The following is a 13,668-nucleotide window of genomic DNA, read 5'->3' as shown; positions in this document are numbered from 1 at the left end:
CGCCTACTGCGCCTGCGGCACATGCCAGCCGCCGCCCAGCGACTGGATCAGGGCCACGGCCGTCGTCTGGCGGTCCGCCTGCGCCTGCACCAGCGAACGGCGCGCCGACAGGGCCGTCACTTGCGCCGTCACCACGTCCGTGTAGCCGACCTGGCCCGCGTTGTAGCGGTTCAGCATCTGCTGCTCCACCTGGTCGGCGGCGGACGACGCCTGCTGGCGCAAGGCCAGCTGCTCGGCCAGCGCGCGCGTGGCCGACAACTGGTCTTCCACGGCGCCAAAGGCACTCAATACCGTCTGGCGGTAGCGCGCCACGGCCGCCTCATGCCCCGCCTTGGCCGCGTCCACGCTGGCCGTGGTGGCGCCCGCGTTGAACAGCGTTTGCGCGGCCGACACGCCCAGCGACCACAGGCTCGACGATGCATTGAACAGGTCGCCCACACGGCTGGCACCGGAACCATACGATCCCGTCAAATTCAGGCTCGGATAGTAGGCGGAGCGGGCGATGCCGATCTGCTCGTTGGCCACGGCCACCCTGCGCTCGGCGGCCGCGATGTCGGGCCGGCGCTGCAGCAGGGTCGAGGGCACGCCCAGCGGCACCTCGGGCACGGTCAGGGTCCACGGCGCCACGGCCAGGCTGAAGTCGGACGGTGCTTTGCCCAGCAAAATCGCGATCGCGTGTTCCAGCTGCGCGCGCGCGCGCGTCTGGCTCGACAGGTCGATCTGCGCATTGGCCAGCTGCGTCTGCGCCTGCAGCAGGTCGGACCTGGCGGCGATGCCCGAGTTGAAACGGTTGCCGGTGATGTCGAGCACCCGCTTGTAGCCGTCGATCGTCGAATTGAGCAGCGCGATCTGCGCATCGCTCTGGCGCAGCGAAAAGTAATTGGTGGCCAGCTCGCCCTGCGCCGACAGGCGCGCCGCTGCCAGGTCCGCCGCGCTGGCGCTGGCGCTGGCATCGGCGCCCGTCACGCCGGCGCGCAAGCGGCCCCAGATATCCGGTTCCCACGAGGCGCCGATGGCGGCCTTGAAGTTGTTGTTCGTCTGCTGCTCGCCGCCGCCACCGGAGCGCGCGCCGCTGCCCGTCAGGTTCACGGTCGGGAACAGCGAGGCGCGCTGTTCGCGCACCAGCGCGCGCGCCTGCTCGTACGCGGCGATGGCGGCCGCCACGTTCTGGTTTGATATGTCGATGCCTTCGGCCAGCTGGTTCAGCTGCGCGTCGCCGAACAGGGTCCACCACGGGCCCCGCTCCAGCGTGTCGGCCGGCACGGCTGGCTGCCAGCCGGCCGCCTCCTTGAACGTTTGCGGCGCGGCGGCCGTCGGCGTTTCATACGCGGGACTGACGGCGCAGCCGGCCAGGAGAACTGCGGCCGCCGCCAATGCCAGCAGGTGGCGTGCGGGGACGGTCGATACGATAGGTTTTATTTGCTTCATGATTGTGTGCTCGGGTTATCTGGCCCAGGAATGCGGCTCAATTGCTGCTCGTCGGCGCTGCGCGTGCGCAGCTTGTCGAGCAGGATGTAGACCACCGGGGTGGTCAGCAATGTGAGTAACTGGCTGGCAATCAGGCCGCCGATGATGGCGACCCCCAAGGGCTGGCGTAGCTCGGACCCCTCGCCGAAACCGATCGCCAGCGGCAAGGCGCCAAGCGCCGCCGCCAGGGTGGTCATCAGAATGGGGCGGAAACGCAGCAAACATGCCTCGCGCACCGCTTCCACCGCTGTCAAGCCGCGCGAACGCTCGGCCTCCAGCGCGAAGTCGATGATCAATATAGCATTTTTCTTGACGATACCGATCAACAGGAACACGCCGATCAGGGCGATGATGGAAAACTCCATGCGGAACAGCAGCAGCGCCAGCACGGCGCCCACCCCCGCCGAGGGCAGGGTCGACAGCACGGTGATCGGGTGGATCAGGCTTTCGTACAGGATGCCCAGCACGATGTAGATCACCACGATGGCCGCCAGGATCAAGAGCGGCTGCTCCTTGTTGCTGTCCTGCGCGCTCTTCGCCGAACCCTGGAAGCTGCCGCGCACATTCACCGGCATGCCGATTTCCGACTCCGCCTGGGCCACGGCCGCCTGCCCGTCGCTGAGCGGATAACCGTCGGCCAGGTTGAACGACACGGTGGTGGCCAGCTCGCCGCCCTGGTGGTTGATCGACGTGGCCGTCGAGCTTTCCGCGAAGGTGCTGAACGAGGACAGCGGCACCATGTGCGCCAGGGTCGTGGACAGGGCCGAGCCGCTGGACGGATCGCGCGCGGCCGTCGTGTTCGACGTCGTCGCGGTGACCGCCGATGCGCTGGTGGCCACGGCTGCGCTGGTGGTCGTGGCAGTGCTGGCGGCAATCGACGCCGGCACATACACGGAGCGCAGCGCTTCCGGACTTTGCGCATAACGCGGCGCCACTTCCATGATCACGTGGTACTGGTTCAGCTCATCGTAGATGGTCGCCACCTGGCGCTGGCCGAAGCTGTTGTACAGCGCGTTGTCGATGTCGCGCACCTGCACGCCCAGCTGCGTGGCGCGGTCCTTGTCGATGGAAACAAAGGTTTCCACGCCGTTTTCCGCCTGGTCCGTATCGACGTCGATCAGGGCCGGCTGCAGCTTCATCTGGTCGGCCAGCTTCGCCGCCCATTTCTTCAGGTCCGCCTGGTTGTCGCTGATCAGGGTGTACTGGTAGGTCGAGTTGCTGGAGCGCCCGCCCATGCGCAAATCCTGCACGGGGTTGAGGAACAGGGAAATGCCCGTCACCTTGGCCAGCTGCGGACGCAGACGGGCAATCACGGCCTGGCCCTTGTCGGTGCGCTGCGACGCGGGTTTCAGGTCGATGAACATGAAGCCGCCCCCTGCCCGTCCGCCGCCCGTGAAGCCCACGACGGTGGCGACGGCCGGATCGTCCTTGATGATGTCGACCAGCTGGCGCAATTTACTCTGCATGGCCTGGAACGAGATGCTCTGGTCGGCGCGCATGCCGCCATTGATCTGGCCCGTATCCTGCTGCGGGAAAAAGCCCTTGGGCGCGGCCGCGAACAGATACACGTTCAGGCCGACGACGAACACGAGGATGGTCATCACCAGCGCGGCGCTGGACAGCGCCCAGTCCAGGCAGTGTTCATACACTTTCAGCATGCGCTCGAAACCGCGTTCGAACCAGCGCGCGACCAGGCCGGGCGGCTTGTGCTGCTCGCCGCTCTTCAGCAGCCAGGCGCACATCATCGGCGTGGTGGTCAATGAAATGACCAGCGAAATCATCACGGCGGCCGACAGGGTCACGGCAAATTCGCGGAACAAGCGCCCCACCTGCCCGCCCATGAACAGCAGCGGGATGAAGACGGCCACCAGCGACAGGCTGATCGACAGCACCGTAAAACCCACTTCGCGCGCGCCCAGCAGGGCCGCCTTGAAACGGTCCATGCCGGCCTCGATGTGGCGCTGCGTGTTTTCCAGCACCACGATGGCGTCGTCGACGACAAAGCCGGTGGCCACCGTCAACGCCATCAGCGACAGGTTGTTCAGGCTGAAACCCAGCATGTACATCACGCCGAAAGTGCCCAGCAAAGAGACGATGGTGGCCACGGCGGGGATGATGGTGGCGCGCACGCTGCGCAAAAAGGCGCTGACCACCAGCACGACGAGCACGATGGACAGGATCAAGGTGAATTCGATCTCGTGCAGGGACGAGCGGATGGAATTGGTGCTGTCGGATGCCACCTGCAGCTTGATGTCGCCGGGCAGCTGCGCCTGCAGTTGCGGCAGCAGCGCGCGCACGCCGTCGACCGTGGCGATGACGTTGGCGCCAGGCTGGCGCGTGATCAGCACGATGACGGCCGGGTCGCCGTTGAACAGGCCCAGGGTATTCGTATTTTCCACGCCGTCGACCACCTCGGCCACGTCGTCGAGACGGATGGCGGCGCCGTCGCGCCAGGCCACCACCAGGCTGCGGTAGTCGGCCGCGCTGCGCCCGCCCGAGGCCGTGCTGGCGCCCGAATAGATCTGCAGGCTGCGCGCGTCGCCGGAAATCGCCCCCTTGGGCCGGTTGGCGTTGGTGGCCTGGATGGCCGCGCGCACGTCTTCCATCGACACGGCATAGTGATTGAGCTGGTACGGCAGCAGTTCCACGCGCACGGCAGGCAGCGAGCCGCCGCCCAGTTCCACGTCGCCCACGCCTTTGACTTGCGCCACTTTCTGCTGCACCAGGTTCGACACGGCGTCGTAGATCTGGCCCGGCGTGCGCGTCTTTGACGTCAGCGCCAGGATGATCACGGGCGCGTCGGATGGATTGGCCTTGCGATACGTCGGATTGCTGCGCAGGGTGGCAGGCAAGTCCACGCGCGCGGCGGCAATGGCCGCCTGCACTTCGCGCGCGGCCGAATCGATCTTGCGGTTCAGGTCGAACTGCAGGTTGATGCGCGCCGAACCCGTGCCCGACGACGACGTCATCTCGTTCACGCCCGAGATCACGCCCAGGCGCCGCTCCAGCGGCGTGGCCACCGAGGTGGCCATGGTCTCAGGACTGGCGCCGGGCAGGCTGGCGCTGACGGAAATGGTCGGATAGTCGACCTGCGGCAGCGGCGAGACGGGCAGCACGAAGAAGGCGCCGATGCCCGCCAGCGCGATGCCGATGGTCAGCAGCACGGTGGCGATGGGGCGCTTGACGAACGGTTCGGACAGGTTCACGCGGCGCTCCCCGGCTGAGGATGGTCCCCGGGTTTATCCAGGTTCACCGCGCCGCCCGTCTTGCTGCCGAAACGGCGGCCCAGGCGGTCGAAGCCCAGGTAGATGACGGGCGTGGTAAACAGCGTCAGCACCTGGCTGACGATCAGGCCGCCGAAGATGGCCAGGCCCAGCGGACGGCGCAACTCGGCGCCCTCGCCCCAGCCCAGCATCAGCGGCACGGCCGCGAACAGGGCCGCCAGGGTCGTCATCAGGATCGGGCGGAAACGCAGCAGCGCCGCCTGGTGAATGGCTTCCTGCGGGCTTTTCCCTTCGTCGCGTTCGGCCTCGATGGCGAAGTCGATCATCATGATGGCGTTCTTCTTGACGATACCGATCAAGAGGATGATGCCGATGATGCCGATCACGCCCAGGTCCTGCCCGGAGATCATCAGCGCCAGCAAGGCGCCCACGCCGGCCGACGGCAGGGTCGACAAAATCGTCAGCGGGTGGATGTAGCTTTCATACAGCACGCCCAGCACGATGTAGACGCAGACGACGGCGGCCAAAATGAGCCACAGCTGGTTCGACAGCGAATTTTCATACGCGCCGGCCGCGCCGAGGAAGGTCAGTGTCACCGATGGCGGCAAGGCGATGTCCTTCGCCGCCTGGCGGATGGCGTCGACGGCGCTGCCCAGCGCCACGCCTTGCGTCGTGTCGAAGCCGAGTGTCGTGGCCGGGTACTGCGCCACGTGCGTGATCTGCAGCGGCGCCTGTTTTTCGCTGACGCTGGCAAACGCGGACAACGGCGTCGACTTGCCGGAACCCGTGCGCACCTGCAGTTCCGACAGGTCGGCCGGCGTGGTGACGATGCCGGGCTGCGCTTCGAGAATCACGCGGTACTGGTTGGTTTCCGTGAAAATGGTCGAGATAATGCGCTGGCCGAAGGCGTTGTACAGCGCGTCGTCGACGGTGGCCGTGGTCACCGACATGCGCGCGGCGCTGTCGCGGTCAATCGCCACGGTGACGGCGGCGCCCGTGGCGCCCGCGTCCGTGACGACATTGCGCAACTGCGATTGCTCGCGCATGCGCGCCGCCAGCTTGCCGGCCCACTCGGTGACGGTGGCCGTGTCGGCCCCTTCCAGCGAGACGCGGTACTGCGTCGGGCCCGACTCCGCATCGATGGTCAGATCCTGCGTCGGCTGCAGATACAGGGTCACGCCGGCCACCTTGGCCACGCGGTTGCGCAGGCGCTCCATGATCTCGTCCTGGCTGCCGCTGCGCGGGCGTTTCAGGTTGATCAGCATGCTGCCCGTGTGCAGCATGGTATTGTTGGCCGCATCGACGCCCACCAGGGAACTCAGGGTATCGACAGCGGGATCTTCCAGCAACGCGCTGGCGGCCGCCTGCTGCAAGGTGGCCATGCGCTCGTACGAGACGGCTTGCGAGGTTTCGATGCGCGCCTGCAGCTGGCCCGTGTCCTGCGTGGGGAACAGGCCTTTCGGGATGGTTATATACAGGATTACGGTCAGCAGCAAGGTGGCCAGGGCCACCAGCAAGGTCAGTCCCTGGCGTTTCAGCACCCACACCAGCGCATGGTCGTACTGATGGATGACCTTGTCGAGGAAAGCCTGGATGCGCTGGCCCGTGGCGCTGACTTTTTCATCGGCACGGCTTTTCAGCCAGCGCGCCGACATCATCGGCACCAGGGTCAGCGAGACCACGGCGGAAATCAGGATCGTGATGGCCAGGGTCATGGCGAATTCGCGGAACAAGCGGCCCACCACGTCGCCCATGAACAGCAAGGGAATCAGCACGGCGATCAGCGAGACCGTCAGCGAGATGATGGTAAAGCCGATCTGCGACGCGCCTTTCAGGGCCGCGGCCATCGGCGTCTCGCCCTCTTCGATGTAGCGGGCGATGTTTTCGATCATGACGATGGCGTCATCGACGACAAAACCGGTGGCGATGGTCAAGGCCATCAAGGAGAGGTTGTTCAGGCTGTAGCCGAGCAAATACATGACGCCGCAGGCGCCGATCAGCGAAATCGGCACGGACAGGCTGGCGATCACGGTGGCGCGCATGCTGTGCAGGAAGGCGAAGATCACCAGCACCACCAGCAGCACGGACAACAGCAGTTCCATTTCCACGTGTTCGACGGAGGCGCGGATGCCCGTGGTGCGGTCGCTCAGCACATCGAGCTTCATGGCCGCCGGCAGACTGGCCTGCAAGTCCGGCAGCAGGGCCTTGATGGCGTCGACCGTCTTGATGACGTTGGCGCCGGGCTGGCGCTGCACGTTCAAAATGATGGCCGGCCGCTTGCCCGACCAGGCGCCCAGGCGCGTGTTTTCCGCGCTGTCGACGACATTGGCCACGTCGGACAGGCGCACGGGCGCGCCATTTTTATAGGTGATGATCAGGCGCTTGTAGTCGTCCGCCGTCACCAGCTGGTCGTTGGCGTTGATGGTAAACGAACGCGTGGGACCGTCGAAACTGCCCTTCGCGCTGTTGACGTTGGCCGCCGCGATGGCGGTGCGCAGGCTGTCGAGGCCCAGGCCGTACGAGGCCAGCAATTTGGTGTCGCCCTGGATGCGCACGGCGGGACGCTGGCCGCCCGACAGCGAGACCAGGCCCACGCCGTTGACCTGGCTGATCTTCAGCGCCAGACGCGTATTGACGATGTTTTGCACCTGCGTCAGCGGCATCGTGTCCGACGTGATGGCCAGGGTCAGCACGGGCGCGTCGGCCGGGTTGATCTTCGCGTACACGGGCGGCGCCGGCAAGTCGGTCGGCAGCAGCGAGCCGCCCGCGTTGATGGCGGCCTGCACTTCCTGCTCGGCCACGTCCAGGGTCTGGCCCAGGGTGAATTGCAGGGTGATGAGGGAGACGCCGGCCGCGCTGGTGGAACTCATGCGCTGCAAGCCCGACATCTGCCCAAACTGGCGCTCCAGCGGCGCCGTGACGGTCTGCCCCATGACTTCGGGACTGGCGCCCGGATACAGGGTCTGCACCTGGATGGTGGGGAAGTCCACCTGCGGCAAGGCGGCCAGCGGCAGGAACTTGAAGCCGACCAGCCCTGCCAGCACAATGGCCAGCATCAGCAGCGCCGTGGCGACGGGGCGCTTGATGAACGGCGTCGATGGACTCATTGCGCAGCGCCCTTCGCTGGCGCCGTGGCCGGCGCGGAGGCGGAAGCGGATGCGGAAGCCGCCGCGCTGGCCGCGCCGTCAGCCTGCTGGCGACGGTGGCGGCGTTCGCCGTTCGCGCCCGTTGCGCCGCCCGCGCCTGCAGGCTTGTCGCCCGCCAGCGTGACTTTCGCGCCTTCCTTCAGGCGGTCGGCGCCTTCCGTGATGACTTGCTCTCCCGCTTCCAGGCCGGCGCGGATTTCCACCATGTCGGTAGTGGCCTGGCCGCGCGTGACCATGCGCACGGTGACGGTTTTATCCGCTTTCAGCACGTACACGAAGTCGCCATTATTGCTGTGGCGCAGGGCCGTCACGGGTACCAGCACGGCGCCCGTGATATTGCCCAGTTCCAGCCGTACGTTGACGAACTGGCTGGGGAACAGGGCCATCTTGTCGTTCGCGTAGCGGGCCTTGGCCCGCACGGTACCCGTCTGCACGTCGACCTGGTTGTCCAGCGCGCTCAAGCCGCCCTTGTCCAGCGTGTGCGTGCGCGTGCGGTCCAGCGCCAGCGCCGGCAGGGCCGAGCCGGCATTCAGGCGCTCCTGGATGGTCTGCACTTTATCCTGTGGCACGGAAAACTGCACGTCGATAGGCGACAGCTGCGTCACCACCACCACGCCGCCCGCGTCGCTGGTGCTGACCAGGTTGCCGATATCGACCACCTTCAGGCCTGCGCGGCCGCTGATCGGCGACACCACTTTTGTATAACCCAGGTTCAGCCTGGCCGTGCCTTCGGCGGCGCGGTCCGTCATGACGGTGCCTTCCAGCTGTTTCACCAGGGCGGCCTGCGTATCGACGTCCTGGCGCGCGATGGAATCCTGGCCCAGCAGGGTTTGATAGCGCTTCAGCGTCAGGCGCGCGTTTTCCAGCTGCGCTTCATCGCGCTGGCGCTGACCCGTGGCCTGCATCAGCGCCATCTCGAACTGCGCCGGGTCGATCTGCGCCACCACCTGGCCCGCCTTGACCATGCCGCCTTCCTTGAATTTCAGCTCCTTCAAAATACCCGACACTTGCGGGCGCACCGTCACGGTGGACGCGGCCGTCACCGTGCCCAGCGCATCGAGCACCACGGGCAGGTCGGATTTGACGGCCGTGGCCACGCCCACGGTGGTCGAAGGACCGCCACGCCGTCCGCCGGGGCCACCGGGACCGCCAGGACCGCCCATGCCGGGGCCGCCCGGGGCGCTGGCGCCGGAATGGGTCAGGTACCAGGCACCGCCCCCCAGCGCCGCCATCACGGCCAGCGCGATGACCGTGCCGACGATTTTCGAACGGCGGCTGCGCCGCGGGGTGTTGGGTGTTGTCTGCGAATCCATCGCTTATCCTTGTATATGCCGCTGGCACGGCGAGTCTGTGGCGCCGGCCGAGGTGGAACACACTCAGACCGGACGACCGTTTTTCGGGGTTGTTTCGGTACACAGCCGGGGGAGACAAGAGCTGAAAATCAGCTGAAAAAACATCGCTCCCTAGCATGAAACGACTCTAGCATAGTCATGTATCTGTTTCATTTCTACTTGAAACAATTACACACAGCCAGACTGGCATCGGAGGATCAGGAAGAGCGGCTGGCGTGCCTGCGCTGTGAGGGAACGGTGGAAAAATCAGGCTTGCGGGGCCTGGCGCCCCGGCGCCAGCGGTACGCGGGAGACTCGCAAGCAGATACAAACTCGCTACAAATCTCCCGCCATCGGCCTTGACCTGGCGCCACGCGGGTGCTCAGGCGGCGATGCTTTATCTGGGTCTACAAGGTCATGCCGAGGATGACATCCTGATAGTCGGTGCGGCCCACGCGGAAGGTGCGCCGTCCCACCTGCGCAAAGCCGCAGCGCGCATAGAACGCCAGCGCGTCGTGGTTTTCCGCGTACACGCCCAGCAGCACCCTTCCCGCCCCGCTGGCGCGCGCCTGGCTCAGCGCCGCCTGCATCAGGCGCTGACCCACGCGCTGGCCCTGGAAGCGGTGCAGCAGGTAGATGCGCTTGATTTCCAGGTCTTGCGGATGCGGGTCCGCCACCGGCAGGCTGGCGGGGCTGAGCACCAGGTAGCCGACGGGCGCGCCGCCGGGCGTGGCTTCGGCCAGCCACAGCCGCATGGCCGGCAGCGCCAGCCAGTCGCGATACAGCTGCGCGTCGTGCTGGCGCTGGCAATGGGCGATGACGTCGGCGCCATCGAGGATGCCGGCGAACGCTTCAAGAAAAGTCGATTGCCCCACCAGCGCCAGCGCCTGTTCATCGCCTTTGACGCAAGGGCGGATGGTGATCGCCGTTGGTCCGCTCATGTCGCTTGCCATGCGTTATCCCCTTTGTATGAGGTCGGACCCGGCGGGTCCGACCCCGGCCTTTTACCTTACTTGCCGCCCAAAGGCACCTCGCACAGGCAGTGCGTGAGGGCCATGAACGGCTTGTGCTCGCGCGTGATGCCCGACAGCCAGGAGAGGTCCTGCGCCATGCCCAGCGCCGCGTCGGCCGGCAAGCCCGTCGTGGCCAGGCCCAGTTTCACGTGCTCGCCCAGGCCCAGCGAGGCCATGGCCTTGGAGCCGAACATGCCGATCAAACGGTCGACGTTCGACGTTTCCTGCTCCAGGTAGGTCACGCGGTAGTCGCTGCCCAACTTGGCGCGCTTGGCGGCCGAGGCCAGCGCATCGCCATAGCTGCCGATGCGGTCGACCAGGTTGCGCTCTTTCGCCTGCAAGCCCGTCCAGACGCGGCCCTGCGCCACTTCATTGATCTTTTCCGGCGTCGTCTTGCGCGCCCTGGCGGCGAGGTTCAGAAAGTCGCCATACACGTGGTTGATCGAACCCTGGATCACTTGCGCGAAGCGGGGATCGAGCGGACGCAAGGGGTTGCCCGCGTCGGCCAGCCAGGTGGTCGGCGAACCGGCCGTGTGGATGCCGAGCTTTTCCACCACCTTGTCGGCCGTCGGCAGAATCGCGAACACGCCGATGGAACCGGTGATGGTGGCCGCGTCGGCGATCACTTCATCGGACGAGGTGCTGATCCAGTAACCGCCCGAAGCGGCCACGTTGCCCATCGAGACGACCACCGGTTTGCCGGCGGCGCGCGTCAGTTCCAGTTCGCGGCGGATCAATTCCGAGCCGAAGGCGCTGCCGCCCGGCGAATCGACGCGCAGCACGATGGCCTTGATCGATTTGTCTTCGCGTGCCTGGCGGATCAGACGCGAGGTGGACAGGCCGCCGATGGCGCCCGGTGGCGCGATGCCGTCGCCGATTTCACCGGAAGCGATGACCACGCCGACAGCGTCGCCGATGTGCACGGGGCGCAAACGCGCCAGGTAGTCCGTGTAATTGATCTGGCGGAAGTTCGTGCCTTCCGTATTTTTGGCGCCGCGCGCCATCATGAACTGGCGCAGTTCATCGCGCGTTTTCAGGCCGTCGACCAGCTTGCCATTGAGCGACAGCTTGCCCAGGTCGCCGCCAGCGGCCGTCATCAGCGCGGGCAAGTTGTCGATCGTTTGCATGATGGCGCCGGCCGGCAGCTTGCGCGCCTTTTCCACGTCCGTCGTGTAGGTGGTCCACAGGCCGTTGTTCAGGTAGCGGTCCGCTTCGGCCGCCGCTTCGGACGGGCCGTTGGCGATGAAAGGCTCGGCCGCGCTTTTATACGTGCCCACTTTCAGCAGGTTGACCGTCACGCCCACCTTGTCGAGCGCGTCGCGGTAGTAATTGCGGTAGCGGCCAAAGCCTTCCAGCATGACGCCACCCATCGGGTGCAGGAATACCTCGTCGGCCTTGGCCGCCACCAGGTACTGGCGCTGGTTGTAGCTCGAACCCCAGGCCGTGACTTTCTTGCCGGTGGCGCGGAAACGCTCCACGCCGGCCGCCACTTCACGCAGCGAAGCGAGGCCGCCGCCCTGCAACTCGTCGAGCAGGATCACCATGGAGCCGATGTTCTTGTCCTTGGCCGCCGTGTCGAGCACCGCCAGCACGTCGCGCAGCTGCACGTTTTTCTTGGCTTCGCCGCTGACATTGGCCAGCACCGCCTCGCGCACGCCGCCCGGGGCTTCCTCGACCAGCGGGCCTTGCAAGTCCAGCACCAGGGTGGTCTTGTCCGCCAGGGGCTTGGCGCCGCCGCCAAAGATGGCGATCAGGATGGCGATGACGATCAGCAGGAAAATCAGGTTGATGACCGCGCGGCGGGTGGCGTCCAGCGCGCGCCAGAATGCGCCAAAGCCGCGACGCAGCGGCGGGAAGGGGTTGAGTGACATTGATGCTCCGTGGGTTATGTACCTAAAGGAAACCAATATAACTGAAAACGGCTTGAATCGTCTTATTTTGACAACTGTATCTCGTCTTTGGCATGCACTGGCACAGGCGTGGAAATGAGGAACAGGCCCGCCAGCACCAGGGCGCCATTGATGATCAGCAGTTCCAGGCCGATGCGGTAATGTTCGAACAGCCGCGCCTGCTCCCCTTCGATCAGCGCGCACAGCAGCGGCCCCGCCACAGCCACCAGCGGTACCCAGCGGTCGCGTACGCCGCGCCGGCTCAGCAGGCCGAAGGCGAACAGGCCCAGCAGCGGACCATAGGTATAGCTGGCCAGCTTCAGGATCACGCCGATCATGCTGGGGTCGTCCAGCCACTTGAAGGCCATGATCAGGATCAAAAACAGGGCGGCAAAACCCAGGTGCACACGGCGGCGCCAGCGCATCTGCGCCGCCGCGCTCAACTCCGGCCTGCGCTGCACGCCCAAAATGTCGATGCAGAAGGTGGACGTGAGGGCCGTGAGCGCCCCATCCACGCTGGGAAACAGGGCGGAGATGAGGGCGATGAAGAAAATCAGTTGCACCACGGCGGGGAAGTGGCCGAGCACGACGGCGGGGAACAGTTTATCTCCCGTCGCCGTTACGCCGGCCAGCGGCGCGTACAGGTGCAGCAGTCCGCCCAAAAACAGGAACAGCAGCAGCACGCCAGTCAGCACGACGGTGAGACTCAGCATATTCTTTTGCGAGTCGCGCAAGGTGCGCACGGAAATGTTCTTTTGCATCATTTCCTGGTCCATGCCCGTCATGGCGATCGTGATGAACATGCCGGCGAGAATGTGCTTCCACACATAGGCGGGGCTGTCCGGGTCGACGGTGAAGATGCGCGTGAGGCCCTGCGCGCGCATGCGCTCGAGGCTGTCGATGAGCGACAGGTCCATGGCGCGCAATAAAAACACGCTGCAAATGACGAGGCCGGCCAGCATGCACGCCGTTTGCAGGGTGTCGGTCCAGACGATGGTCTTGACGCCGCCCTCGTAGGTGTAGAGCAGGATCAGCAGCAGCACGACGCCGGCCGTCAGCCAGAACGGCACGCCCAGGCTGTCGAGTATGGTGGCTTGCAGGATATTGACCACCAGATACAGCCGCGCCGTGGCGCCCAGCAGCCGCGAGACGATGAAAAACGCCGCCCCGCTCTGGTACGAGCGGCGTCCCAGGCGCAGTTCCAGGTAGCGGTAAATGGAGGTCAGCTGCAGCCGGTAGTACAGCGGCAGCAAAATGAAGGTGATGGCCAGGTAGCCGAGCACATAACCGATCATCAGCTGGATGTAGCCGAAACCGTTGCTGCCCACGGCGCCAGGCACGCTGATGAAGGTCACGCCCGTGAGCGTCGTGCCCACCATGCCGAAGGCCACCAGCATCCAGTTGCTGTCTTTGTTGCCGATGAAAAAACTGTCGTTGGTCGCATGGCGCGAGGTGCGCCATGCCACGCCCAGCAGGATCAAAAAATACGCGAGGACGACGGCAAACAGGATGGCTGGGGACATGGACGTTGCGCTGGCGGCAAAGAGGAACAGGGGCAGCAATATACAACAAAGCGTACAGCAATGCCCCCGGTCAAT

7 protein-coding genes are annotated in these 13,668 nt (G+C 65.7%); all 7 read right to left on the bottom strand.

The genetic code is table 11. The features are described from left to right. Positions 1-3: 3 nt before the first annotated feature. A complete protein-coding gene (locus KY494_RS26705) occupies positions 4-1,428 on the bottom strand; it encodes an efflux transporter outer membrane subunit (RefSeq protein ID WP_219888817.1) in 1,425 nt (474 codons plus the stop codon). Then, positions 1,425-4,673, bottom strand: coding sequence for an efflux RND transporter permease subunit (locus KY494_RS26700; RefSeq protein ID WP_219888815.1), 3,249 nt, complete (start codon positions 4,671-4,673; stop codon positions 1,425-1,427). The genes KY494_RS26705 and KY494_RS26700 overlap by 4 nt, the downstream gene beginning before the upstream one ends. After that, a complete protein-coding gene (locus tag KY494_RS26695; protein ID WP_219888814.1) occupies positions 4,670-7,798 on the bottom strand; it encodes an efflux RND transporter permease subunit in 3,129 nt (1,042 codons plus the stop codon). Before KY494_RS26695 ends, KY494_RS26700 begins: the two co-directional genes overlap by 4 nt. Beyond that, positions 7,795-9,150 carry an efflux RND transporter periplasmic adaptor subunit gene (locus KY494_RS26690; RefSeq protein ID WP_219888812.1) on the bottom strand — a complete coding sequence of 452 codons (1,356 nt, stop codon included), beginning with the start codon at positions 9,148-9,150 and terminating at the stop codon, positions 7,795-7,797. Before KY494_RS26690 ends, KY494_RS26695 begins: the two co-directional genes overlap by 4 nt. Positions 9,151-9,575: 425 nt before the next feature. Further along, on the bottom strand, positions 9,576-10,109 hold the full coding sequence (locus tag KY494_RS26685; RefSeq protein WP_219888811.1) for a GNAT family N-acetyltransferase: 534 nt from the start codon (positions 10,107-10,109) through the stop codon (positions 9,576-9,578). 68 nt (positions 10,110-10,177) lie between these two features. Beyond that, positions 10,178-12,052, bottom strand: a complete 1,875-nt coding sequence (gene sppA / locus KY494_RS26680; RefSeq protein ID WP_219133558.1) for a signal peptide peptidase SppA — start codon at positions 12,050-12,052, stop codon at positions 10,178-10,180. A gap of 62 nt (positions 12,053-12,114) precedes the next feature. After that, entirely contained in the window at positions 12,115-13,593 is a 1,479-nt protein-coding gene (locus KY494_RS26675) for a sodium:solute symporter (protein ID WP_219888810.1), read from the bottom strand. Positions 13,594-13,668 lie beyond the last annotated feature (75 nt).

Origin of the sequence: Janthinobacterium sp. PAMC25594 (assembly GCF_019443505.1) — a bacterium.
Taxonomy (GTDB): domain Bacteria; phylum Pseudomonadota; class Gammaproteobacteria; order Burkholderiales; family Burkholderiaceae_D; genus Janthinobacterium.
This window is presented reverse-complemented; position numbering and strand designations above follow the sequence as displayed.